This window comes from Streptomyces venezuelae (genome assembly GCF_008642335.1).
Lineage (GTDB): Bacteria > Actinomycetota > Actinomycetes > Streptomycetales > Streptomycetaceae > Streptomyces > Streptomyces venezuelae_F.
On record NZ_CP029191.1, the window covers coordinates 4,178,728 to 4,202,986 of the forward strand.

The following is a 24,259-nucleotide window of genomic DNA, read 5'->3' on the forward strand; positions in this document are numbered from 1 at the left end:
AACGAACCGTCAGTGAACCGTCAGCCGTCCCGAAGCGCCCGCGAGCACAGTCGTCCCCGTCAGCAGCAACCAACCGGACAGCCGGAAGACGGGACCGAGCCGATGCCCAAGTACGCAGGCAGGAAAGCCGTGGTCCTGGGCGGGGCGAACGGGTTCGGCCTCACCGTCGCCAAGCTGCTCGTCGAGGGCGGCGCCGAGGTCCTGGTGACCGGCGGCCCCGACGCGGACCTCGACGAGGCCGCCGTCGAGGTCGGCTCCTGCGCCCACGTCATCCGCTGCGACCCCGCCGACGTCGCGGCCGTCGAGGCGCTGGTCCCCGTGGTCAAGGCGCGGCTCGGCCGCGTCGACCTGCTCGTCGTCACGAGCGGCCACGATGCCCCGCCCGGCTCCAGGGGCACCGGCCCCGCTCCCGCCCCCGCCCCGTAAGCCGCAATCCCCGGCTCCCCGCAGACCTCCGCACCCCCGCGACCCCGCAACACACCGATAGGACACCCGCGATGCCCACAAAGCCCACAAAGCCCACAAACCGCCGACGCCCCTCGAAGGAAACCTCCCCCACCCCACCCCCCAAACTCCCCCTCCCCGCCCTACTCGCCCTCGCCACCGCCGTCTTCATCACCAGCCTGACCGAGACCCTCCCCGCGGGCCTGCTGCCCGCGATGAGCGCCGACCTCGGCGTCAGCGAGTCGGCGACCGGCCAGACCGTCACCGTCTACGCCATCGGCACCGCCCTCACCGCGATACCCCTGACCGCCGCCACCGCGGGCTGGCGCCGCAAGCGGCTGCTCCTCACGGCGATGGCCGGCTTCGCCGCCGCCAACACCGTGACCGCGGTCTCGGAGGCCTACCTCCTCACGATGGCGGCCCGTTTCGTCGCCGGTGTCGCCGCCGGACTCGCCTGGGCGCTGCTCGCCGGCTATGCCCGCCGCATGGCGCCCGCCCACCTCCAGGGCAAGGCGATCGCCATCGCCATGGCGGGCATCCCGGTCGCGCTGTCGCTGGGCGTGCCCGCGGGGACGTTCCTCGGCGAGGTGGTCAGCTGGCAGGTCGCGTTCCTGGCCATGACCGGGCTCACCGTGGGCCTGCTGGCCTGGATCGCCGCGCTCGTCCCCGACCACCCCGGGCAGGAGTCCGGCGGCGCGGGGGCCACGGCGCCGCACACGCTGCACGCTCTGCGCGTACCGGGTGTGACGCCGGTCCTCTTCGTCACCCTCGTCTTCGTGCTGGCCCACACCGTCCTCTACACGTACATCGCCACGTTCCTCGACGAACTCGGCATGGGCGGCTCGACCGACCTCGTCCTTCTCGTCTTCGGCGCGGCGTCCCTGGTGAGCATCTGGATCGTGGGCGCGCTGATCCATCGCAGGCTGCGCGCGCTGACGCTCGCGAGCGTGCTCCTGGTCGGCGTGGCGGCGGCGGTACTGGCCGCGTTCTCCGACAGTCCGGCGCTCGTGTACGTCGCCGTGACGCTGTGGGGCCTCGGCTGGGGCGGCGCTCCCACGCTCCTCCAGACCGCGGCGGGCGACGCGGCGGACAAGGCGGGCGCGGCGGACGCGGCCCAGGCCATGCTGGTCACCCTGTGGAACGTCGCCATGGCGGGCGGCGGAGTCTTCGGCGGCGTCCTGCTCGGCCTGGCCGGCACGTCGTCCTTCCCGTGGACGATCCTGCTGCTCCTGGTGCCGGTGCTGCTGGCGGTGGCCGCGGCCCGTCGACACGGCTTCCCGGTGCGGGGCGGCGGCGGTGGGCGGTGAGCGGGAGATTCGTTTTTCCAGATGTGACTCCAACGTTAGTTTTCCCAATTCTCCAAAGCCTTACCCCGGCGCCTTTCCGACCGCTTTTCGCGCGGGGCGTGCGCCCGGGATGCGGGCCGAGTGAAAAGGGCGTGCAATTCCGGTAGCAATTACCCCACGGCAGTACTTTCGAGCGGTTTACGGTCTCCTGCATGCCACCGTGTGGGACCTTGGTGTCGAGCGTGTTTCGTCACGTATCGGCATGCGAGGAGCCGCAGATGGGCTACAGCGAACCTCAGACCATAACCGATGACCGCGTGCGATTCTCGGCTCTCGGGCCGAACAGTGAAGGTGTGATTCGCGACGGCAATCACGCTTTGTTCGGGGTGAGTACGGGCAATAGTTACTTCAGTCGTCGCCGCCTGGCCGACGCAATGGCGTGGGCGACGGAGCGTTTCGCCGCAGTCGATGTCGTGTACGCGGATGTCGCGCTGGAAGCCATGCTCGAAGCCTTCGGCTATGAGCCCCCCGCCGCGCGCAGAAGCGTGGCCAAGCAACTGCGCGGCATGCGGCGCCGTATCAGCGGTGCCTGCGACGACATCGGCACGGCGGCGGAGAAAGTGCGGGCCCGGCCCCTGTCGGGATTCCTCGCCGAGCCCGGTTACCAGGAAGTGCGGGCACGGACACGGACGGCGTTACGGACTGACGTGGGGCTGCGGGCTGCCCAGGACACCACGGCGTACCAGTTCCTCAGCAGTCGGCTCGGACCGCACGGCATGCCCGAACCCGCCCAGGTGCGGGCGGCACTGGCCTATGTGGAGGCCGAGTTGCCGTTCTTCATCGACACGCCCCGCATTCTCGGCGTCGCCTCGTCCGTCCACTGTTACCACTCCGTCCTTCCCCTGGGACACCTGCTGTTCGGCGGCGACCGCCCGCGGGGACTGCGGCCGGCCGACAACCAGGGCTACGCCATCGTCCAATGCCGCGACTGACCGCCCGTCTCACTGACCGCCCGTACCGCGGAAGAAAGGCAGAGCCTCATGACCGCACGGCTGACCCGCACCTCCAGCTCCACCTCCGACCCGCCCCCGTACGCCGACGTCGTATGGCCCCTGTCCCGGCGCGGCGACATCGTGCCCCCCGAATGCGCCCGGCTGCGCGAGGAGAGCCCCATCGCTCGGATCCGGACCCTCACGGGCGACGACGCGTGGCTGGTCACCAGTTACGCGCTGGCCCAACAGGTCCTGGAGGACGAACGCTTCAGCCTGCACGACACGGCGGCCCCCGACGTCCCGCGCCAGTACGCCCTGACGATCCCTCCCGAGGCCGTCGCCACCATGGGCAACGTCAACAGCGCGGGGCTCCACCAGGAGGTGATGCGCGCCTTCGGGCCCCGCTCGGGCCCCGCGACGGCGGAGTGGCTGTCCGCGCGGGCCCACGAACTGGTCGACGCCATGGTCGAGGAGGGCGGGCCGCTCGACCTGCGGGCGCGGTTCGCCGAACCGTACTCCGCCGCCCTGGTGTGCAAGGTGCTCGGCCTGCCGTACCAGGACGGGCTGCGGCTCATGGACGGCCTGGACCTCGGCTTCGTCACCAGCCCCGTCGCCTACGAAGAGTGCACCGCCAACTGGGACAAGGACTACGCCTTCGTTCTCCGACTCGTGCGCGCCGACCGCGCCGGCCGGCGCGGCCTCATCCGGCGCCTCTGCGAACTGCGCGACGACCCGGAGCGGGACGGCGGCGACCTCACCGACGAGATGCTCGCCGCCACGGTCACGTCCCTCTTCGGCGCCGGTGCCATGAGCACCTACGTGTTCCTGCTGCACGCCGTGCTGACCCTCGTCCGGCACCCGGAGGCGATGGACCGCCTGCGCGAGGAGCCCGAGGTCATGCCCCGCGCGGTCGAGGAGCTGATGCGCAGCACCCTGTCGATCGGCGACGGTCTGCCCCGGATCGCGCGGGCGGATGTGCGGGTCGGCGAGGTCCTGGTGCGCGCGGGCGAACTGGTCCTGGTCTGCGTGGAGGGCGCGAACCACGACCCCGAGCAGTTCCCCGACCCCGAACGGTTCGACCTCGACCGCTCGCCCAACAACCATCTGTCGTTCGGCGCGGGTGCCCACTTCTGCCCCGCCTCGACGATCTCCCGGGTCCATGCGGCGGAGGCACTCGCCGTTCTCGTCGAACGGCTCCCGCGGCTGAGGCTCGCACTCCCCGCCGACCAACTGGTCTGGCGTACGGGCAACATCAAGCGCGTCCCGGAAAGGCTGCCAGTCCTGTGGTGATGACACCGGAAGGCTACCTCTGGGCGACCACCCGCGCCGCCGCCCACTGACCGCTCCTAGAAGTCGTCCGCGCCGTTGCGCAGCTCGTACGTCCAGTAGCCGGTGAGCGCCTTCGCCGGGTCGACGGCGATGCCGCCGCTGCCCGGAGCCCGGACCGCGGCCATGCCGCCGCCGCCCTGGAGCGTCACCTGGAAGGCCGAGACGGGCTCGTTGGTCTCGTCGACGCCGCCGTCGGAGATCTTGACCATCGCGTACGCGGGAGCGCCCGCCTTCAGGACGACCGGGGACGCGGGCTTGCTCTTGGCGACGGCCGGCACGTCCTGCTTGTGGCTCTCCAGGAACTGGATCTCCGGGAAGCCGGTCATCTTGCAGCTGTGGCCCGACGTGTTCTTCGCGGTCAGGACGATGTGGGTGTAGGGCGGGCCGCCGTGGCGCGCGGCGCTGATGGAGACGTCCTTGGTGGTGCAGACGGGCGTGGCGGCCGTGACGGTCCGCTTTCCGCCCGGCTTGGCGGCCACCGTGGCGCCCGCGGCCTTGACGTCGTGGGACGCGCCGACGGAGACCGTGGTCTCGGACTTGGTGCCGGTCGCCGCCACCGTCGCCCCCGCGGGCTCCGCGGCCTTCGTGTCGGAGCCGCTGCCGCAGGCGGTCAGGGAGAGGGCGAGCACGGCGGCGCCGGTGGCGGCGAGAGCGGTGGAGCGGCCGAGAACGGTGGAGCGGCTGCGGAACGTACGCATGGGAATTCCCCCGGAAGTGAATGGTCTGAGCTGCTGGGAATCAGGGCCTGACCTGCAGGCTTGCTGACAGACACAACTCTGACGGGCACCGCTCACGTTCCGCTGCCGTACCGCTCACGTCCCGCTGTCGTGCTCCTGCGACGTCTCGGCGGAGGGATCGGTGGGGGCGGAGGGACCAGTGGGATCGGTGGGATCGTCGGGGTCGGTCAACGACGGGTCCGCCTGCCCGTCGACCACCTCGCGCGCCACGTCGTTCAGCAGCCGCCGCCGGGACCGCGCGTGCGACCGCAGCGCGTCGAACGCGTCGTCCATCGTCAGCGACCTGCGCGTCGCGAGCACGCCCTTCGCCTGTTCGATGATCACGCGGCTGGTCAGGGCCCGCTCCAGCTGGCCGGTGAGCGTCCTGCCCTGCTCGGCCTCCTGCGCGCGGTGCAGCGTGACGGCGGTGAAGTCCGCGAGGGACCGGCCCAGCGCCCGTGCGTCGGCCGAGGGGACGTCCGCCTGATCGGAGAAAAGGACGAGCGCCCCGAGCGTGCGGTCCGGCACCTGGAGGGGGAGGGCGACGACGTGGGTGTGGCCGAGCGCCAGGACCCGCGGGACGTAGTGGGGCCAGCGATGCCATACCGGGGCGGTGTCGAGGAACAGCGGCGCCGCGAGGTGCGCGTCGGCGCGGTGCGGGCCGTGGGCCGGGCCCTCGCGCCGGGCGAGCGCCTCACGCTCCAGGCGCGTCATGCCGGGATCGGAACCACTCGCCCGCGCCTCCTCGCGCCCGCCCGGCGTGTACACCACGGACGCGGCGCGCACACCGAGGAGGCGCGGGCTGCGCTCCGCCAGAATCGCAAGGGTTTCGGATACGTCCGGCGAGCCTTCCGTCGCGCTGCCGGCCAGGGCCACGAACACATCGGCCAGCTGCTGTTGGGGCGTCATTGCCGAGCTCCTCATGGATTCAGAGATACGGATCTCCGTTCAGGATCCGCCGGGCGATGGCCTCGGTCGTCGTCTCTTCGGCGAATGCCCGGGCCTTGATCAGTGCCAGAGCGTCGCCGACACCGCAGCCGACCCGCACGGAAAGGACGCCCGCCGCCTGCTGGACGGTCTCCCTGTGGTCCGTGCCGCCGTACAGTTCCGGGTCGGCGTCGGGTCCGAGCAGCACGATGCGCGTGAGGGCGGCCGTGACCTCGGCGAGGTGTGTGGACCCCAGGAGCCCCGCGCGCGGGTCGAACACCGCGAGGGCGCCGAAGCAGGCGGCCTGCGTCTCCAGGGGGACGGCGAGCACCGACGTGATCCCCATGGAGGTGAGGGCCGGACCGTACCCGGGCCAGCGTCGCTCGATCTCCTCGCCCACCGAATGGACGGGACAACGCCCGGACGCCGCGTCGCGGCACGGGCCCTCGCCGAGGACGAACTCCAAGTCCTGGGCGGTCAGAGCGGGTTCGTCCGAGACGGCGACGGCCAGCTGGTTCTGTGCGGAGTCGACCAGGGTGATCGCGGCGCTGTCCGTGCCCAGCGCGTCCGCGACCGCGGTCATGAACCGGGGCCGGCTCCCTCTGCCCCGGACCCACGCCGAGGTGCGGTCGGCGAAGGAGGCGTGCAGGGCGGCGGACGAGCGGTGGCAGGCGGCCGTCCGCCGGTGTGTCTCGGCGACCTGCGCGTGGAATGCGGCGCTGTCGGGATCGGACACCACGAGCCGTTCGTGCCGCTCCGCCGCGGCCGCGGCACGTGCCGCCCGCTCGAGCGCACGGGCGGCACGTCCTCGTGCGGTCGCGGCCACATCGAGGGCTTCCTCGTACCCGTGCGGCTCCATGTCCGAAGCGTACGCCCGCGAGGTCAATCGGTGGAGGGCATCCGGCTCTCTTCCATCATGAGGACCACACCGCCGTTGTGGCCGTCGAACGGGGAGCAGAAGACGTCGCACGTGATCGGCCTCCCGATGCGGCTCAGCGCGTGCACGGGCATCGGCCCGGTCCGCTGACGGCTCTGCAGACACTCCTGCACCAGCGGCCTCAGCTCTTCCGTCGGCAGCCCGAAGTCCAGGTCGAAGAAGACCTTGTCGACGACCTCGTCGCTGCGCAGCCCCCACAGATCGACGGCGCCCCGGTTCCAGCTCTTCACCCGCAGCTTGCTGTCCAGCACGACCACGCCCGCCGCGATGCTGGTGAGCACGGCCTCCAGGAACGCCCTGGCCTCGTCGAGCTCCTCGGTGCGGATGCGCATCTCGTCATTCATGGTCTCCAGTTCCTCGTTGCCGGACTGGAGTTCCTCGTTGGTGGTCTCCAGTTCCTCGTTCGTGGACTGGAGCTCTTCGTTGGTGGTCTCCAACTCCTCGATGCTGGACTGGAGTTCCTCGTTGGTGGTCTCCAGCTCCTCGTTGGTGGACTGGAGTTCCTCGTACGCCGTCTCCAGGTCCTCGCGTACGCGCTTGACCTCGGCCTTCAGCTGCGTGGCGACGGTGACGTCGGTGAAGGAGATCGTGGTCGCCACATGCAGGCCGTTGGGGCCGGAGAGCGGCTGGATGAGGATGTCGAGGTACTGGACCTCCTCGCCGACCCGCCGCTCCACCCGGTTGACCCGCAGCGTCCGGCGCTCGTGCGTGGCCTGGTCGATGAGGGAGCGCAGCTCGACGGGCCGATAGGAGATCTCCAGGTCCTGGAAGGGACGGCCCACGTCGTTGGAGCTCAGCCCGAACTGGGCCCGCGCCTGACTGTTGATCACCACGACGGCGCCGTCGCCGTCGATCGCGATCCACGGGATCGGTCCCGCGTCGAGGACCAGGTCGCGCAGCTGCCGGGTGCGCGCCACGGAGTGCAGTTCGAGCCCCGAACTGCTCCTGACCTTCAGGGGCGCGGGCTGGTACGGCAGTCCCGCCTCTCCCGTACGCCGCCGGAAGACGCGCTGCCGCATGTCCGCCACCTCGAACCGGTCGGCGTCGTTCAGCAGCATCTCGGCCTTGCCGAGGAAGAGGAAGCCGCCCTGGCGCAGGGCGAAGTGGAAACGGTCGATGATCTGTGTCTGCGCCTCGACGTTGAAGTACATCAGCGTGTTCCGGCAGATCAGCAGGTCGAGCCGGGAGATCGGGGCGTCGCGGGTGATGTCGTGCCGCCCGAAGATCACCCGGCGGCGCAGGTCGGCGCGGAAGCTGAGCTGCGCGCCGTTCGGCTCGAAGTACTTGTCCCGCAGCTCGGTGGCGAGCGGTTCCAGCGACTTCGGCGGGTACAGCCCCGACCTGGCCTCGCGCAGCGCCTCCTCGTCCACGTCCGTGGCGTAGATCTTGACGCGTCGCAGGCACTCCTCGATGCCCAGCGCCTCCGCGAACATGATCGCCAGCGAGTACGCCTCCTCGCCGCTGGAGCAGCCGGCGCTCCACACCCGGATCTCCTGGTCGGGCGTGAGATCGGCGATCAGTTCGGGGACGACCTCGTGCTGGAGGAAGGTCCAGGCCTCCGGGTCACGGAAGAAAGAGGTGACGTTGATCAGAATCGTGTTGAACAGCGCGCTGAATTCCTCGGCGCTCGTCTCCAGGAGATCCTGGTAGTCCTGGTACGAGACGATCCCGACGTCGGACATCCGCTTGTGGATACGGCGTCCCAGAGTGGAACGCTTGTATCCGGTGAAGTCGAACCCGCGCGCCTCCCTGATGAAGAGCAGCAGCTCTTCCAGGGCTTCATTGGGTTCCGACTGCTGAGCATCGTTGCGGTTCTCTGCACGGCCCTCATGGCGGGGTTCGTGGCGGGGTTCGTGGCGAGGTTCGTGGCGCGGCTCTTTGCTGGATTCGTTCATCACTGCCCCGTGGCGTCGAGAAGGCCGCGGACGACCGCCGCGATCTCCACAAGAGGTAGCACGAAATCCACCGCGCCCGTATTCAGGGCCGCCTGGGGCATCCCGGAGAACTCCGCGGTCCGCGGATCCTCGACGATCACGGTCCCGCCGCGCGAATGCACGGCCTCCACACCCATCGCCCCGTCCACTCCGGTACCGGTCAGCACGCAGGCGATGGCGCGGGGCCCGTAGTACGCGGCGACCGATTCGAAGAGGAGGTCGGCGGAGGGACGTACGAAGTGGACCAGCTCCGCGTCGGAGAGCGTCAGGTCCCCGTCCGAGCCGACGAGCAGGTGGCGCCCGGGTGGCGCGATGTGGACGGTGCCGGGGGCCGGTTTCTCCCCGGGCTCCGCGAGTTCGACCGGGAGATCCGTACGCCGGTCGAGCACGTCGGCGATCACGGTCCGGTGCCTCGGGTCGAGGTGCTGGACCACCAGCACCGGCACGGGCAACTCCGGACCCAGTGCCCCCAGGAGTTCACTCAGCCCCTGGATGCCGCCCGCGGACGACGCGACAGCGACGACGGCGTAGGGGCCCGTAGGGGTCCGGCCGGCGGTGGGGTGGTCGTCGTCGGGCTGAGGAGGGCTGGGCTGGGCGGCCGTCACGTACCGAGCCTAGCGGAGTCGGCCCCGCCGGGAGAGGGAGGAAAATGGCCGCCGAATATGACATGACCGCGGGAAGTGGTGCGCCTTGCCCGGCGAGGAAGTCGTTGACGGTCACGCGGTACGTCTTCCCGGCCGTCACCCGCTCCCCCTTGACCTGGACGGTCTCGGTCAGCAGCCGCGCCGCCCCGGTCCGCCCCATGTCGACCGAGCACTTGATCGCGGACGACAGCTGCAGGAACCGCGGGTCGTCGGCGTTGGCACCGGAGAACTGCTCACGCAGCACACTGAGCAACTGCTCCCCGGTGAGCGTCATGGTCACCAGCGGCGTCCCGAAGGGCTGTGTACGGAACGCGTCGGCGAAGGTGATGGCCCCGTCGCCCTTGCGGACGAGGCCGGCACGCATGCCGCCCGGATTGAGGAAGGCCAACTCGGCCCGCTCCCCGCGGGTGGCCTCCACCTGCGCGCCGGCGAGCAGGCTGCCGAGGGGGGTCTCCTTCTCCTTGGACCCCCGCCCCGGCATGTCGGCGGAGATGTGTCCGACGGTCCGGTCGGCGACCTTGGCGGACGAGTCGTGCGAGTGCCCGCTGACGATGAGGTCGACGGCGCCGGGCGTCCGCTCGGCGATGCCCTTGATCCGCCCACGGAGCCGGGACCCGGGCCCGTCGGCGTCACAGTCCCCGCGCCCGGCGACGCCGTGCGCGGCTTCCCCTTCATGCACGAGCAACACCTGACAACGCGGACAACAGAGGACTCCCCCGATCAAGTCCCTGGCCCCCACGGTCAGGGACGCCCGCTGCCCCTCCCGAGCCTCGTCGACCAACCGGGCCAACCGCCCCGGACGGTTGACACAAGCTCGCCGGCGAGGCTCCTTCCCTATGTCGTCGGTCCGGCACCGCTCGGCAGCCGAGCCGACACCGGTGGGGCTCGGGCACTGATACGGGACTGACGTGAACCTCTGCATGGCGCAGGCCGCGGCGGTAGGCTCCGGAATCGAAGCGAGGGCGACGGAGGACAGAGTATGAGTACCCCTGCTACCGACTCACCCGGTGTCCCTCCCATGCCGGAGAGAACGCCCAAGGCACTCCGCGAAGCCATCGCCCAGAACGCTCCGCGGCTGCTCGCCGACTTCGACGCGCACTGGAAGCGGGCGATCGCCGACACGTACGACCTCGGTCCCGTACCGGCGTTCATGGCGCGCTGGTGGGGTGAGTACGCGATCGCCCGTGACCCCCATCTCGACGCTCACCTGACGGACCTCGAAGCGCGCGCCACGGAAGCCACCGACCTCGCCGAAGCCAGGAAGCTGGTGGAGGAAGCCTCCAACATCCGTCACATGGCCGCCCGCACGGAGCCCGGCCGTTGAGCGGCGACGCGTTGATGGGGCCACCGTGGCAGATGGACTGGACCCTCAAAGCCCAAGCGGCACGCGACGCACTGCCCGAGCACGTCCGGAAGATCGTCGACGCCGCTCGCGCCGAACTGGTGACGGCGAAGGACCCGTACTTCCGAGGAATCGAGACGGACGCCGAGCTGCCCGACACGATGAGGGTCGAGCCCTCGCTGTCAACAAACCCGAAGGGCCCGCACCTCCTGCACTTCGACAACTATCACGGTTGGTTGCGCTACACCTTCATGCGCCGTGTGCACGACCCCCAGATCGTCGTCGAAGAGATCTTCTGGCAATGACGGACGGTGGTCCACAACAACTCTGAGGGGCTGGCCGCGTACGGGGTACCCGTCATGCATGGTGGCCATCGTGTACTCGTCCCGCAGCACAGCCACGACTGTGTGGGCGTTCGTGCTCTCGGCTCTCATCGTGCTGACCGTCGCCTGGTACGTCCGCCGCCGAAGGTAGCCGCGACGGCCGGGCCCCGCTCCGGCGACGCCTGAACCCACTGGCAGAAGAGCACCGAAGCGGACGCTGTACCTTCCGTGCATGGCCGACCTCGCCTCCCTCATCCAACTCCTCGGAGCCGGCAGTGTCGGCGCAGTCGTGACGCAGTACGTGTCGGCAGGCCCGGAGCGCCGTCGGTCCCGCGCCACCGCTCGCGAAGCCATGGCCACCCTGGAGCAGGCGCACTGGGCCCACGGCAGGGACAACGAGTGGCCGCAACTGCGCACAGCGGTACACGCCTTCGAGTCGGCCGCCATGGCGGCGGGGGTGCCTCGCGAGGTCTCGGGCTGGTACGTCACCACACGCGTGGCGATCTACCTGGAGAGCCGCCGCGAGTGGGAGCGCAACCCGGACCCGGAGTTCGGCGGAGGCGTGTCCACGACGTACATGGACGCGTTCTCCGGCGCCACGGAACTCGTCTATCAGTCCCTCTGGCACCCACAGCGCTCCCGCTTCACCTGGCGGCGCCGCCTGAAGAGGTCGAAGGAGCACACGAGGGCGACGGCTGCGGGGGCACCTTCAATCCTCCGGGACATCGAGGACCGCCCGACCGCCCTCTGAGCAGCGTCACGCGCGGGGCAGGACCGTCAGATGTTCGTGCGCCCCTCGTCCCCCGGGACCGTTCGGATCCAGTCGCGGAATTTCCAGCAGGCGATGGGGGGCGCCGTCAGCATGGCCAGGAGGTAGAGGCCCACGCTTGCGGGGGAGATCAGGTAGTACTCCCAGCGCGGCGGGAGCAGGGCGGGGAGGGCGATCAGGATCGTCAGGGTCAGCCATGTGGCCAGGGTGGTGAGTATCGCCTTGGAGAGCATGACGAGCACTCGCATCGGGGTTCCCCTTCCTCAGGCCCGCCCGCCCGCGCGTACCGCACACCGCGCAGCAAGAAACCCCCGGGTCCATGACCCGGGGGTTCGAGTAAGAGCGGGTGACGAGAATCGAACTCGCACTCTCAGCTTGGGAAGCTGATGTTCTACCACTAAACTACACCCGCGAAAGACGCCGTATGAACCGGTGTCGTAACGTCGCACACTCTACCTCATCCCGGGCCCCCGGCGCTCTCGCCGCGGGGCCCGAGTGCTGTCCGGGAGGGGGATGCGCCGTGCGTCCGCAGGGAGTTGGGGCGTACCGTGGCACGCGGTCGTGCCGCCTGGATGAGCGTCCCTTTCATACCGTAATGTGGCCTTTCGTCGTCGGCTCGGAGGCGAGCGTAAGACGAGTTTGTACGGGTGGTACGGGTACGTACGAGCTCACCTACGACTGGGGAAGGGACTACAGGACTTGATGGAGCGCACCGTCGTCCGATGTGCCGAAGGGCACGTGTTCAGCACCGCTTCGTTCCCGATGCAGCAGGCGGACCGGCTCGGTCCTGGCCGGCTCATCCGCTGCCCGCGGTGTGCCCGGCTCCGGCACGCCGTGCCGGTCACCTTGCAGCGACGGTAGCGGCGATAGCGGCAGTAGCAGCAGCGGCAGTAGCGGCAGCAGCTAACGAGAGCACCGGGGCGCGCGGGGCCGTCCGATTGGGGGCGGCCCCCGCGCTCTGCGTATCCTCGGTGCGTGCTTCTCTCAGACAAGGACATCCGGGCCGAGATCGACTCCGGACGGGTGCGGATCGACCCGTACGACGAATCCATGGTGCAGCCCTCGAGCATCGACGTGCGGCTGGACCGCTACTTCCGGGTGTTCGAGAATCACCGCTACCCCCACATCGACCCCTCCGTCGAGCAGGCCGACCTGACGCGGCTCGTGGAGCCCGAGGGCGATGAGCCGTTCATCCTCCACCCCGGGGAGTTCGTGCTCGCCTCGACGTACGAGGTCATCTCCTTGCCGGATGATCTCGCCAGTCGGCTCGAGGGGAAGTCCAGCCTCGGGCGGCTCGGGCTCGTCACGCACTCCACCGCCGGGTTCATCGACCCGGGGTTCAGCGGGCACGTGACCCTTGAGCTCTCGAACCTGGCGACCCTGCCGATCAAGCTCTGGCCGGGGATGAAGATCGGGCAGCTCTGCATGTTCCGGCTCACCTCGCCCGCCGAGGCCCCCTACGGGTCGGAGCGCTACGGGTCGCGTTACCAGGGACAGCGGGGGCCCACCGCCTCCCGTTCCTTCCTCAATTTCCATCGGACACAGGTGTGACATCCAGCATGAGTGACGTGCGCGAGAATCTTTCGTACGAGAAGTTCGGCCGTGCTGTGCGGGAGCTCGCGCAGACCATCGCCGACGACGGGTACCAGCCCGACGTGATCATCTCCATCGCCCGCGGTGGCGTCTTCGTCGCGGGCGGTCTCGCGTACGCACTCGACTGCAAGAACATCCACCTCGTGAACGTGGAGTTCTACACCGGGGTCGGGACGACGCTCGAGATGCCTGTGATGCTTGCGCCCGTTCCCAACGTCATCGACTTCACCGACAAGAAGGTGCTGATCGCCGACGACGTCGCCGACACCGGCAAGACGCTGAAGCTCGTCCACGACTTCTGCCTCGACCACGTCGCCGAGGTGCGGTCCGCCGTCATCTACGAGAAGTCGCACTCCCTCGTGAAGTGCGAGTACGTGTGGAAGCGCACCGACGAGTGGATCAACTTCCCGTGGAGCGTCGAGCCTCCCGTCGTGAAGCGTCAGGGGCAGGTTCTCGACGCGTGAGCGCGTGAGCGTGTGAGCGTGTGAGCGCGTAAGCGTGTGAGTACGTGAGAAGGGGTCGGTGGACGCCAAGTCCACCGGCCCCTTCTCGCATACGTGCCTACTAGAACGTGCCCAGCTTGATGATCGACAGAATCGCCAGCAGCTGGATCGTCGACGCGCCCAGCGCCTTCGGCCACGGCAGGTCGTGGGACTTGCTGACCATCGTCGTGAGCAGCGCGCCCGCCGCGATCCACGTCGCCCAGCCGAGCAGCTGGACGAAGGGCTGGCCGCCGCCGAGGAACATCGCCACGATCACGCGGGGCGCGTCCGTCAGCGACATGATCAGCATGGAGAGGCCGACCGTCGGCTGCCACGCGCCGTTGCCGCCGAGCTGGCGGGCGAGGGTGTGCGTGACCACGCCCAGGATGAACGCGCTGATGGTGATCGCGACGCCGGTGGTGAGGACGAACGGGACCGCCGACGACAGCGTCGCGTTGATCGCGTCCTCGCGGGCCTCGTCGAACCCGAAGATCGCCAGCGCGCCGTAGAGGAACGTGACGATGAGGGCGGGGGCCCACATCGCGTAGTCCCGCATCTGGAAGAAGGTCGGGCCGGGGCGCAGCACGATGCCGCGGAGCAGGTCCTTCCAGTGCAGGCGCGGGCCCACGGGGGCCGCGCTCGCCTGGCCCGCGCGGTACGTGTCGCCCTGGGTGTACGGGTCCTCGCCGATGGAGAAGGCCTGCGTGTGCCCGGGGTTGTTCGCCGCGTACGGGTCGTAGCCGCCCTGGGGGGCGCCGTGGCCGCGGTCGTCATGGCCGCCGAAGTACTCCGGCTCGCCATGGTTGCCGGCGCCGCCGCCCGCCTGGGGCCACTGCTGGTTGCCGCCGCCCCCGCCGCCGTACGGCCTGCTGCCGCCCTGCGGTGCGCCGCCCCCGTACTGCTGTGCGCCGCCCCCGTACTGCGGGGCCGACGGCGCAGGCGGGTAGCCGTACGGCTGCTGCCCTCCCTGCTGCGGGGCCTGCTGTCCGTACGGCTGCTGCCGCGGTTGTTGGTGCGGTCGCGGTTGTTGTTGCGGTCGCGGGGCGCGGTTGTCCCGGCCGCGTCCGATCCTGAATCCAGCCACGAATCGAACGTACCTGTTCTGCGGGGGCGGGGCGTCCCTCCCCGGGAGGAGACGCGGCTTTGCGGCCGACCTGTGACAACCCCTAGGGGTACCCGGAGGGGTGACCCGGAAGGGTGTTCCCGTACGCGTTTCAGTGCGCCAGCGACGCTCCGTACGTCAGCGGGCCCGAAACCGTTTCGAGGCCCAGCGACTTGGGGGTGACGACCGTCGTGCCCGTCGTGCCGGTCGCGAGGTGCGGGAGGTTCCAGACGCCGCCCGCCGACGCGTTCTCGCCGGGTGCGGCGGCCGAGAGGTCCGGGCTGCCGTCGCCGTTGTGGTCCGCGAAGTCGAGCGCCGCGCCGAACCGGTCGCCCGCCTCGGCGCCGCCCGGGATGTTGGGGGAGTTCTGCTGGTACGAGACCGCGCCCACCGCCTTCCCGTCCTCCGTGAGGATGCCGTTCGCGCCGCCCTTCAGGACGGTGACGGCACCCGCGCCGGCCGCGCTGCCGATGGCCTCGCCCGGGGCGCCCGCGACCAGGTCGTCCTTCCCGTCGCCGTCGATGTCTGCCGCGGCGAGCGCGTTGCCGAAGTCGTCGCCCTTCTCGGCGACACCCGGGACGCCCGGGGTGTCCTGGTTGAGGGTCTGGCCCTCCCACACGAGGCCGTCGCCGTCCCCGTAGTGGATGTGGATGCCGCCGCCCTCGGCGAGCTCCTCGGGGCCGCACGGGTCGTCGATGTTCTCGTCGGCGATCTCACGGCAGTTGCCGAGGGCGAGGTCGTCGTGGCCGTCGCCGTTGAAGTCGCCCGCGGCCAGCGCGTTCGCCGCGCTGTTGTCGCTGCTCCAGGTCAGGTCGAGGTCGCCGGGGACCTCGTCGTTCTTGTCGTAGCGGTAGAGCTGGACGTGGGACTGCGTGCGGGTGGGGCTCTGCTCGTAGTACGCGACGGCCAGCTCGGGGAGGCCGTCGGAGTCGAAGTCGCCGGTCGTGAGGACGGGGGCGCGGCCGCCCATGCGGCGGGCCATGCCGGGGGTGGTGTCGGCGGTGTACGGGTTGGCGTTGAAGACGATCTGGTCCTTGCCGCCGATCGCCAGGTCGACGTCCGTGTCGCCGGTGAAGTCGGCTGCGGCCAGCGCGTTTCCGTACACGTCGCCGGCCTTCGCGCCCCGCGCCGCCGTATTGGCCAGGGCGAAGCCGTCGCCCGTGCCGTAGAGGACGGTGACGGAACCCGCGTCCGTCTTGCCGTCGATGTCCTCGCCGGGGGCGCCGATGACCAGGTCGGCGTACTTGTCGTCGTCTATGTACGCCGTGGTGACGGCCGCGCCGAAGCGGTCGCCTGCCTCCGGCGTGCCGGGCACCTCGACTGTGGCCTGGGTGATGCGCCGCACGTTGCTGGACCCCGGGCCGCCCGGGCCGCCGAAGACGACGCTCACGTAGCCCGCCTTCGCCTTGCCGTCGACGGTGCCGCCCGGCACGCCCACGGCGAGATCCGCGTATCCGTTGCCGTCGAAGTCGGCCTTCAGCGGGGCGGCGGCCGGAGCCGCGGCCGGGGCAGCGGTGGCCGAGGTCGTGAGGGGGAGGGTCAGGCCGGTGGCGGCCAGGACGGTCGCCGCGGCCAACGCCAGGGTGTGGGTACGTGCGCGCATGGGGGCTCCGAGGGGAGGAGGGCGGATGGTGGAGCCGGGCCCGCACAGGCGGTGCGGGCCCGGGGTGAGCGGTAGGGGTGACCCGTGGGGATCAGCCCCGCGGGGAACAGTCCCGTGTGGATCAGTCCCGTGGGGGTCAGTCGGCGAAGTTCATGCCGAGGCGCGGCGTTCCCGCCCCGGAGACGCCCACGGTCGACGTGTAGACGCCCGTCGAGCCGGCGAGCGTGCCGTCGCTCTTGCTGGTCAGCGGGTAGAGCGCGCCGTTCGCGCCGTTCTCGCCGTACGCGCCGACCGTGACGTCGCCACGCCCGTCGCCGTTCAGGTCGTCGACGTGGACGTCCGCGCCGAAGTAGTCGTTCTTCTCGTTCGAGTTGGGCACGCCCGGCGTGTTCTGGTCGAGGAAGACGGCGCCTTCGGTGGAGAGGCCAGAACCGTCGGCCTTGCCGTAGATGACGGTGACCGAGCCCGCGTCCGTGACGCCGCCGAGATCCTCGCCCGCCGCGCCCACGACCAGGTCGAGGTGGCCGTCGCCGTTGATGTCGCCGAGGTCGAGCTCGTTGCCGAAGAGGTCGCCCTTCTCACCCGCGCCCGGCACGCCGTCGGTGTCCTGGGTGAAGACCTGCGTGCCGCCGTACGGCCCGTTGGCGGAGCCGTGCACCACGTACACCGAGCCGCCCTTGTTCGCGCCGGCGATCTCGTCGTCCCACTCCAGGCCGATGACGATGTCGCCGTAGCCGTCGCTGTCCGTGTCGCCGACGTCGGTGATGATGCCGCCGGGCAGCCGCTGCTGGTTGGTGGTCTTGAGGCCGTCGGCGGTGCCGGGCACCCACAGGTTGGCGTTGTAGCTGTCGCCGGTGGAGTAGCCGTCGACGATGAGGTCTTCCCTCTTGTCGCCGTTCACGTCGCCGGAGTGCAGGTTGAAGGGCCCGGCGCCCTCGCCGCTCTGGATGGCGGGCTTCACCGTGTAGTGGCCGCTGCCGGTGCCGCTGGTACGGGAGATCTTGCCGTCCACCACGTCGATGGTGGCCGCGCCGGACCGGGCGCCGATGGCGAGGTCGGTGTTGCCGTCGCCGTCGAAGTCGCCGGCCTCGATGGGTCCGCCGAAGTAGTCGTGGCCGCTGGGACGGGGGTCCTTCACCGTCGTACCGCCGGAGAGCCCGTTCGGGGAGCCCCACAGGATCTGCGCGGTGCCGCCGTCCTTGTCGCTGCCGACGTCCTCACCGGGTGCGGCGATCGCGAGGTCGTCGTAGCCGTCGCGGTCGAAGTCGCCGTAGGCGGTGTCGTATCCGAAGATGTCACCCGCCTCGGCGGAGCCGGGGACGCCCGCGCTGTTCTGGCTGTACGTCTTGTGGCGCAGGCTGCTTCCGCCGTACGTGACGACGACCTGGCCGGCCTGGTCCTTGCCGCCGACGTTGGCGTAGGCCGCGGAGGTGGCGAGGTCGGCGACGCCGTCGCCGTTGAAGTCGGCCTCGTGCGAGGGCAGCGGCTCGGCCGGTGCGGCGGAGGCGGTGGCGCCCGTGGCGGCGAGCAGTCCGCCGGTCAGCGCGGCGGTGGCGGCCGTCGCGGCGGCGAGCCGCGTACGTCTGGAACGGCCGGTGGTGGAGGTGCGCTTGTGCTTGGCCATGCGGTACTCCTGCAGCGTGCGGGGATGCCTGGCGGGCATCCGCAGTCGATGGGGTGCGACGGGCGCGTTCACCGGGCATTGGCCCGGGCGTCACGCCACGGTCGGCGAAGGAGAGACCGATGGTGGGGGGCAAGGGTTGTACGGGGGCGCTGAGTTGTCTCACCCTTCGGTCGCTGGACGGGCTGGGGTGAAGGTTCCAGCCCGTCCGGCGTTTGAGGACGAACTCGGCGAAGCCGGTGATTCGACGGCGCCGAGTCCGCCGGGTGCGCGATGGCCGACGGTGCCCTGCCTACCGCCCGAGAACCATCCCGTACTCACGCGCCCCCGCGAGCCCCAGCTTGCCCGGCGTCACGGACGTGACCTCCGGACGCGGGCCCCCGTCCTTCGCGCTCGGCGCGTACCAGACGCCGCCCTTCCTGCTGTCCTCGCCGGGCGCGCCCACCGCGACGTCGGGCCGGGAGTCGCCGTTGTAGTCGCCGGTCGCGACGGACTGGCCGAAGTGGTCGTCCGCCTCCGCCGTGCCCGCGACGCCCGCGGTGTTCTGGCTGAAGGCGGGACCCGTGAACGGCTTGCCCGCGCCGGCCGACGCGAGGGTCCAGTACGTGCCCGCGTTCCGCGCCGTCCCGACGGCCTCCGCGTCGGCGCCGACGATCAGGTCGGCGCCGCCGTTCCCGTCGAGGTCGCCGACGGCGAGATGCGCGCCGAAGTTGTCGTCGGCCTCCGCCGTGCCGCCGACCTCGGGCGAGTCCTGGGTGGTGCACGCGGTGCCGCCGTCGCCGAGCGCGCCGTCCTTCTTGCCGTACACGGTCAGGATCGCGCCGCCGAGCCGGTCCGCGCAGGTGGTCTCCTCGACCTCGGGGTTGGGCTGTACGTTGCCGACGGCGAGGTCCGTCGTGCCGTCCCCGTCGAAGTCGCCGGCCGCGAGCGACGTGTTCGTGCGGTCGGACGTCCGCCACGTCTCCTTCCACTGGCCCGACGCGCGGTTCATGACCGTCGTACCGCCGATCTCCATGCCGCTGTACGAGACGGCGAGGTCGTCCCCGCCGTCGCCGTCGAAGTCGCCGCCGACGAGGGCGGTGGAGCCCCCGAAGTGCCAGCCGGTGACCCGGTCGAGCGTGGCGGGCGAGCCCGCGGTGAACGGGCCGGGCCGCACCACCACGGAGCTGGACTCGTCGAAGTGGGCGTTGAACGCGATGTCGTTGTCGCCGTCCTTGTCGAAGTCGCCGGTGGCGAGCTGCGCGCCGTACTGCGAACTGTCGAAGTTCCCGTTGGCGGCGGTGAAGCCGCCCTTGAACCCGTTCGCGCCGCCCCAGACGACGGCGACGGTGCCGACGCTCAGGCCGACGGTGGTGTCCTCGTCGGGCGCGCCGACGATCAGGTCGCTGTAGCCGTCGCCGTTCATGTCGTCCGAGGCGACGGCGTACCCGAATCCGTCGCCCGCCTCCGCGGTGCCCGGCACGCCGGCCGTGGACTGGCTGACGGTCGTCGACCCGTGCTTGCCGAGGCCCGACGCGCCGCCCCAGACGACGTTGACGTACCCGGCCTTGGCCTTGCCGTCCACGGTGGCGCTCGGCACGCCGACCGCGAGGTCCACGTAGCCGTCGCCGTTGTAGTCGCCGCGGATCTTGGAGGGGGCGTCGGCGGCAGCGGGGGTGGCCGCGGCGGCGTTGCCCGCGGTCAGGCCGGTGACGCCGAGGGCGGTGGCGGCGCAGAGTGCGGCGGCGCCGAGTAGGTGGTTACGCGCGTACGTGGACATGGAGGGATCTCCAGGGTGTGTAGGGGGTACGAGAGGGGCCGTGATCGCGAGAAGGGGGAGAGGGGGCAGGTCAGCGCAGCGCGCGCCCGAACCCCGCCCCCGCGCCGCCGACCCCGAAGTCCGAGCCGTTGAACGACGTCGCGTAGGACGTGGTCAGGCCCGTCGACGTGCCGCGCAGGACCCACACGGCGCCGACGTCCCGCGTCGTGCCGATGTCCTCGCCGAGCGCGCCGGTGGCCAGGTCGGCCTTGCCGTTCTTGTTGATGTCCTTGAGGCGTACGGACGTACCGAAGCGGTCGCCCTCTTCGGCGACGCCGGGTACGCCGGTGGTCTCCTGATGCCAGGCGCGGCCCGAAGTGAAGGCGCCGCGCACGGACGTGAGCAGGGTGACGCTGCCGCTCGCGGCCACCCCGTCGACGGTCTCACCGGGTGCGCCCACCGCGAGGTCCGCGAGGCCGTCGCCGGTGACGTCGCCCGCGGAGACGGCGGCGCCGAAGCCGTCGCCCGTCTCGTCGGCGCCGGGGACGCCCGCGCTGTCCTGGCTGTACGTCACCGGCGCGCCGAACGCGCCGTCGCCGCCGCGCCGCACGGTGACCGAACCGCCCTTGCCGCCGGCCGCGTCGCGCGGGTTGCCGGTGATGAGGTCGTCGTAGCCGTCGCCGTCGACGTCGCCCGCGGTGGCCGCGTCGCGCGTAGCTGTGGGGTCGCCGCCCTCGGCGAGGATCTCGGCGCGGTAGCCGTAGTCGCCGACGCCGCCGTTCATGTGCGCGGTCCAGGCGCCGCCGTCCGCGCGCTCGCCGGACAGGACGAAGCCGACACCGTCCTTGTACTTGAAGTTGCCGGCGACCATGCCGTCGAGGCGGGCGCCTTCGGGTATGAAGTCGACCTCCAGGCCGTACACGTTCCCGTTCTCGCCCGTGCCGGTGTAGTAGTACCAGTTGTCGCCGCTGATGACGGCCAGTTGGGGTGAGCCGTCGTAGTCCAGGTCGGTCCAGACGGCTGCCTCGCCGAAGCGGCCTGTGGTGTCGGCGGGGGAGTTCAGGGCGCGGCCGCCGGAGGTGAACGGGTTCCGGCCGCCGTAGACGACGGAGACGGAGCCGGACGGCTTGCCCGTGACCTGCTCGCCGGGGGCGCCGACGATCAGGTCGGCGAAGCCGTCGTGGTTCACGTCGCCGCTGGTCACGCTCTCGCCGAACTCGTCGCCCGGCTCGGTGACGCCGGGCACGCCCGCGGTGTTCTGGGTGACGGTGACGGACCGTCCCTTCGACACGCCGTTCGCCGAACCGTACGTGATGGTCACGGAGTTGGAGTCGGGGGATCCGATGGCGAGGTCGCGGTAGCCGTCGCCGTTGAAGTCGTCCTTCAGGGCGGGGGCGGCGCTCGCCGTACCGGCCATGGGCAGCGCGAGGCCCGTCGCCGCGAGGGCCGCGACGGTGGCGGTGACGGCCAGGTTTCTTACGCGCACGTGGGTCTCCCGGAAGTGAGCCTTGGGGTGAGCCTTTGGGTATGGCTTCCGGGGGGTGTGACTCGTGAGTCGTATGAAGGGTTGTGTGGCGGGGATGGTGCGGTGGCCGTCAGGTGAACGGGTGGTGCGGTAGCCGTCATGCGTACGGCAGTTGGTCACCGCCCGCGCAGGGCGAGGAACTCCGCCGTGGAGAACGTGACCAGCGGCTTGCGCGCCACGAGGTCACCCGGGCGGCCCTGGTACACCCCCACGATGTCCTGGCTGTCCCCGCGGTACGTGCGTACGACCAGGTCGGCCCGCGCGTCGCCGTCGAAGTCCGCGACGTGGAGGACCTCGGTCATGCCGTGGTCCGGCGGCTGGATCAGCGCGGTGGCGTCGGACGAGAGCTCCGACGTACGGCCGCGGAAGACGCGTATGTCCCCCGCGCTGCCCCCGGACCCGCTCGCCGCGCCGTTCAGGACCAGCTCGCTCAGGCCGTCCCCGTCGAGGTCACCCGTGTCGACGGCCATGTCCTTGGCCTCCAGGGACTCCCTCAGGGTGCCCGGCACGTCGTAGCGCAGGGCGACGCCCTTGGGACCGGCGACGGCCGCGTCCATCCCCTTCCCCTTGCCGAAGCGGCCGAAGGCGATGTCCTTGCCCGCGGGGAGGAGCACGCCGGTCTCGTCGGGGCCCTGGGGGCCGCCCATGACCAGGGCACTCGTGGCGGCGCCCGCCGCGTCGGCGGCCTTGCGGACGAGTACGTCGTCGTAGCCGTCGCCGTCGACGTCCGTGGCGCGGCCGGTCACGAGGTTGTTGCCGGGCGCGGTGACGGGCTTGCCCGCGGCACGGGGGGCGCCGTTCCGCTTGAACGGACCGCGTAGGTACGTCAGCCGGGCGCCGGTCGCGTGCAGTACGAGGTCGTTCGCGCCGTCCCCGTCGAAGTCGCCGCAGACCGGCTGGTCCGGCCAGTCGTTGCCGAAACGTGCCTGCGGGGGCACGCGCAACTTCACTGCCTTGCCGGTGAGGCCCTTCGGCGAGCCGAAGAGGATTTGGAGGGGCACGGGCGGCTGTCCCTGCCCGTCGTAGGGGGGATCCGTCGATACGAGCAGATCGCTGAAGCCGTCTCCGTCGAGGTCGCAGGAGGCTTCGGAGTCGAAGGCGGCGGGCAGCCGGCCGTTCGTGCGGGCGCCGTTGGAGTGCGCGCTCACGAGTTGCCGCGCGCCGGGGTTGAGCCCGCGCCTGCCCTGCCCTCTGCCGTACACGATCCCGATCCCCGCGTCGTCGCTGTGGTCGGGGTGGACGAGGTCGTCGAGTACGAGGTCACGGGCCCCGTCACCATTGAAGTCATCCTCGACCGTGCTGCCCTTGCCGCCCTTGCCGCCCTTGCCTCGCGGTATGGGCTGCTGGGGGGCGCCCTTGCCCGCCATGCTCACGGGCTTGTGCGAGGCGTCATCGGAGGTGGCGTCGTCGTCGTGGCTTCCGCAGCCGGCGAGGAGCAGCGCGCAGCTGAGGGCGGCGGCCGCCCCGGCGAACCCGCCGCGCCGTGTGCCCCGTCCCGCGCCCCGTACCCCGGCACTCCGCATGCCTCTCACCCATCCCGAACGCCACGTGGACAACAACCAGCCCATGATGCTCCTGCCTCCCTCGCGGGAGGAGCCCAGGATGGTCCCGTTTCCATCACGCCAGGTCTGGGGCGGACTTCGGTGGGCCGGTGCCTTCGATGGTCACCGGGGCCGCCCGGTGTTGTCCGGAGTGTGGCGGTTCCGGGCCGCGAGTAAAGGGCGCTCCGCTGCGCTGCGCGTCGGCTTCGCCGATTCCGCTCCGCTCCACCCTTGACTCCCGCCCCTCCACCGCGACTCGACCCTTGACCCGGACGGCCAGGGGTGGGGCCGGCGGGGACCGCTGGTATGGGTCATCACCCTTCGCGGCCGGGTGCGGCCCGGTCCATCGTGGCCGACGGCCAGGGTCGCGGCTCCGCCAGCCGCGCGGCGTCGCCGCTCGGGTCATCCCCTTGCGCGGCCGGGTGCGGCCCGGTCCATCGGGAGCGGTCGCCAGGGTCGCGGCGCCGCCAGCCGCGCGGCGGTTGCCGCTCGGGTCATTCCCTCGCGCGGCCGGGTGCGGCCCGGCTCATCGTGGGCGGCGGTCAGGGTTCGGCGTGGGTCAGCTGCTTTCGTTTCCGGGTGCGGACCGGTCCATCGTGCGTGGGCGGGATGGTCGAGGTGCTGTGTCCGGTCGGGGGCCGCGCCGTCCGGCACCTACTTTGGGAAAGTTGCGAATGGAGTGGCCGCGCGCCCCCCACCCAAGCCCAATGCGCCCCTCCCGGCATGTCAGTGCGCCACGTCGGATGCGTGCGAGATGGATGGCGGGCGGGAGGGTGCACAGGGTGAGGGGTGCGGGGTGAGAGGGGCAGTCGGGTCGGCACGCCGTACGCGGGGTGATCATCCGGGGGCGACCGGAGGGATGCCACCGCTACCGGCCCCCTCCGGCACCTACTTCGGGAAAGTTGCGAACCGACTCGCCGCGCGCCCCCCCGCCCACACCCCGCGCGCCGCCCCGCCCACCACCCGTCAAGCGCACCCGACACAGCAAACGGGCATACCAGGGGGGCGCACCCGGTCCGCCGAGGGGGCGTGCGGCGGACGCATTCGCAACTTTCCCGAAGTAGGTGCCGGAGGGGGCGGCCCGACTCGCTCGCCGGGGGCGCATTGGGTCTGCCGAAGGGGGCGCGCGGCCGATCGATTCGCAACTTTCGCAAAGTAGGTGCCGGAGAGGACCCTCGACCAGGAACAGCACATCGGCCATCGCTCCCGCCCACGATGAGCCGGTCCGCACGCGGAAGCGAGAGCGGCTGACCCGCCCCGAACCGTGGGGGCGACTCGCGTTGGGCCGGGTCGCACCCGGCAGCGCGAGGGGATGGCCCGGGCGGCTTGGCCGCGCGGTGGGCGGCCACGCCACCCTGGCCGTCGGCCACGATGGGCCGGGCCGCACCCGGCGATGAATGGTGATGGCCCA

22 protein-coding genes and 1 tRNA gene are annotated in these 24,259 nt (G+C 71.1%); 9 read left to right on the forward strand and 14 right to left on the reverse strand.

Features of this window, described 5'->3' with window-relative positions; all coding sequences use genetic code 11:
• Window positions 1-102: 102 nt before the first annotated feature.
• The 4 genes from DEJ49_RS35990 to DEJ49_RS18850 all read left to right on the forward strand — a co-directional run bounded on the left by DEJ49_RS35990 (window position 103) and on the right by DEJ49_RS18850 (window position 4,012).
• Window positions 103-426 carry an SDR family NAD(P)-dependent oxidoreductase gene (locus DEJ49_RS35990; protein ID WP_190329385.1) on the forward strand — a complete coding sequence of 108 codons (324 nt, stop codon included), beginning with the start codon at window positions 103-105 and terminating at the stop codon, window positions 424-426.
• Window positions 427-497: 71 nt separating this feature from the next.
• Window positions 498-1,751, forward strand: a complete 1,254-nt coding sequence (locus DEJ49_RS18840) for an MFS transporter (protein WP_150185198.1) — start codon at window positions 498-500, stop codon at window positions 1,749-1,751.
• Window positions 1,752-2,008: 257 nt separating this feature from the next.
• A complete protein-coding gene (locus DEJ49_RS18845; protein WP_190329386.1) occupies window positions 2,009-2,722 on the forward strand; it encodes a tRNA-dependent cyclodipeptide synthase in 714 nt (237 codons plus the stop codon).
• Window positions 2,723-2,770: 48 nt separating this feature from the next.
• Entirely contained in the window at window positions 2,771-4,012 is a 1,242-nt protein-coding gene (locus DEJ49_RS18850; protein ID WP_150185200.1) for a cytochrome P450, read from the forward strand.
• A 56-nt stretch (window positions 4,013-4,068) separates the two neighbouring features.
• Here the strand turns inward: DEJ49_RS18850 and DEJ49_RS18855 are convergent, their stop codons facing one another.
• The 6 genes from DEJ49_RS18855 to DEJ49_RS36435 form a co-directional block, all read right to left on the reverse strand.
• Complete coding sequence (locus DEJ49_RS18855; protein ID WP_150185201.1) at window positions 4,069-4,749, reverse strand: DUF4232 domain-containing protein; 681 nt, start codon at window positions 4,747-4,749, stop codon at window positions 4,069-4,071.
• A 114-nt stretch (window positions 4,750-4,863) separates the two neighbouring features.
• Window positions 4,864-5,676, reverse strand: coding sequence for a GAF and ANTAR domain-containing protein (locus tag DEJ49_RS18860; RefSeq protein ID WP_150185202.1), 813 nt, complete (start codon window positions 5,674-5,676; stop codon window positions 4,864-4,866).
• A 19-nt stretch (window positions 5,677-5,695) separates the two neighbouring features.
• On the reverse strand, window positions 5,696-6,553 hold the full coding sequence (locus DEJ49_RS18865) for a GAF and ANTAR domain-containing protein (protein WP_150185203.1): 858 nt from the start codon (window positions 6,551-6,553) through the stop codon (window positions 5,696-5,698).
• Between the two features lie 23 nt (window positions 6,554-6,576).
• The gene (locus DEJ49_RS18870) at window positions 6,577-8,526 is read right to left on the reverse strand and encodes a CheR family methyltransferase (protein ID WP_150185204.1); all 1,950 of its coding nucleotides are present in this window, start codon (window positions 8,524-8,526) and stop codon (window positions 6,577-6,579) included.
• A complete protein-coding gene (locus DEJ49_RS18875) occupies window positions 8,526-9,059 on the reverse strand; it encodes a chemotaxis protein CheB (protein ID WP_223833199.1) in 534 nt (177 codons plus the stop codon). The genes DEJ49_RS18870 and DEJ49_RS18875 overlap by 1 nt, the downstream gene beginning before the upstream one ends.
• Entirely contained in the window at window positions 9,043-9,888 is an 846-nt protein-coding gene (locus DEJ49_RS36435) for a bifunctional metallophosphatase/5'-nucleotidase (protein WP_223832892.1), read from the reverse strand. The genes DEJ49_RS18875 and DEJ49_RS36435 overlap by 17 nt, the downstream gene beginning before the upstream one ends.
• Window positions 9,889-10,227: 339 nt before the next feature.
• Here DEJ49_RS36435 and DEJ49_RS18885 point away from each other — a divergent pair, with 339 nt between their 5' ends.
• The 3 genes from DEJ49_RS18885 to DEJ49_RS18895 all read left to right on the forward strand — a co-directional run bounded on the left by DEJ49_RS18885 (window position 10,228) and on the right by DEJ49_RS18895 (window position 11,625).
• Entirely contained in the window at window positions 10,228-10,533 is a 306-nt protein-coding gene (locus DEJ49_RS18885; protein ID WP_150185207.1) for a DUF6247 family protein, read from the forward strand.
• On the forward strand, window positions 10,530-10,856 hold the full coding sequence (locus tag DEJ49_RS18890; protein WP_317850453.1) for a hypothetical protein: 327 nt from the start codon (window positions 10,530-10,532) through the stop codon (window positions 10,854-10,856). The genes DEJ49_RS18885 and DEJ49_RS18890 overlap by 4 nt, the downstream gene beginning before the upstream one ends.
• A 250-nt stretch (window positions 10,857-11,106) precedes the next feature.
• Window positions 11,107-11,625 (forward strand): hypothetical protein, encoded by a 519-nt coding sequence (locus tag DEJ49_RS18895; RefSeq protein ID WP_150185208.1) that lies wholly within the window; start codon window positions 11,107-11,109, stop codon window positions 11,623-11,625.
• A 26-nt stretch (window positions 11,626-11,651) separates the two neighbouring features.
• Here DEJ49_RS18895 and DEJ49_RS18900 read toward each other — a convergent pair whose 3' ends face one another.
• Window positions 11,652-11,891, reverse strand: a complete 240-nt coding sequence (locus DEJ49_RS18900; RefSeq protein ID WP_150185209.1) for a hypothetical protein — start codon at window positions 11,889-11,891, stop codon at window positions 11,652-11,654.
• Between the two features lie 93 nt (window positions 11,892-11,984).
• Window positions 11,985-12,055 (reverse strand) — tRNA-Gly (locus DEJ49_RS18905).
• Between the two features lie 563 nt (window positions 12,056-12,618).
• Between DEJ49_RS18905 and dcd the strand changes: the two genes are divergently transcribed.
• Together dcd and DEJ49_RS18915 are read left to right on the forward strand one after the other, a co-directional pair.
• On the forward strand, window positions 12,619-13,194 hold the full coding sequence (gene dcd / locus DEJ49_RS18910) for a dCTP deaminase (protein ID WP_055565996.1): 576 nt from the start codon (window positions 12,619-12,621) through the stop codon (window positions 13,192-13,194).
• An 8-nt stretch (window positions 13,195-13,202) separates the two neighbouring features.
• Window positions 13,203-13,700, forward strand: a complete 498-nt coding sequence (locus DEJ49_RS18915) for a phosphoribosyltransferase (RefSeq protein ID WP_150185210.1) — start codon at window positions 13,203-13,205, stop codon at window positions 13,698-13,700.
• 100 nt (window positions 13,701-13,800) lie between these two features.
• Here DEJ49_RS18915 and DEJ49_RS18920 read toward each other — a convergent pair whose 3' ends face one another.
• The 6 genes from DEJ49_RS18920 to DEJ49_RS18945 all read right to left on the reverse strand — a co-directional run bounded on the left by DEJ49_RS18920 (window position 13,801) and on the right by DEJ49_RS18945 (window position 22,830).
• Window positions 13,801-14,802, reverse strand: a complete 1,002-nt coding sequence (locus DEJ49_RS18920; RefSeq protein ID WP_150185211.1) for a Yip1 family protein — start codon at window positions 14,800-14,802, stop codon at window positions 13,801-13,803.
• A 130-nt stretch (window positions 14,803-14,932) separates the two neighbouring features.
• Window positions 14,933-16,423, reverse strand: a complete 1,491-nt coding sequence (locus tag DEJ49_RS18925; protein ID WP_150185212.1) for an FG-GAP and VCBS repeat-containing protein — start codon at window positions 16,421-16,423, stop codon at window positions 14,933-14,935.
• A 136-nt stretch (window positions 16,424-16,559) separates the two neighbouring features.
• Window positions 16,560-18,047: an FG-GAP-like repeat-containing protein gene (locus tag DEJ49_RS18930; protein WP_150185213.1), complete on the reverse strand. Its 1,488-nt coding sequence runs from the start codon at window positions 18,045-18,047 to the stop codon at window positions 16,560-16,562.
• Between the two features lie 289 nt (window positions 18,048-18,336).
• A complete protein-coding gene (locus DEJ49_RS18935; RefSeq protein WP_150185214.1) occupies window positions 18,337-19,803 on the reverse strand; it encodes an FG-GAP-like repeat-containing protein in 1,467 nt (488 codons plus the stop codon).
• A gap of 70 nt (window positions 19,804-19,873) precedes the next feature.
• A complete protein-coding gene (locus DEJ49_RS18940) occupies window positions 19,874-21,268 on the reverse strand; it encodes an FG-GAP-like repeat-containing protein (protein ID WP_150185215.1) in 1,395 nt (464 codons plus the stop codon).
• Between the two features lie 155 nt (window positions 21,269-21,423).
• Window positions 21,424-22,830 carry an FG-GAP repeat domain-containing protein gene (locus DEJ49_RS18945; protein WP_150185216.1) on the reverse strand — a complete coding sequence of 469 codons (1,407 nt, stop codon included), beginning with the start codon at window positions 22,828-22,830 and terminating at the stop codon, window positions 21,424-21,426.
• Window positions 22,831-24,259 lie beyond the last annotated feature (1,429 nt).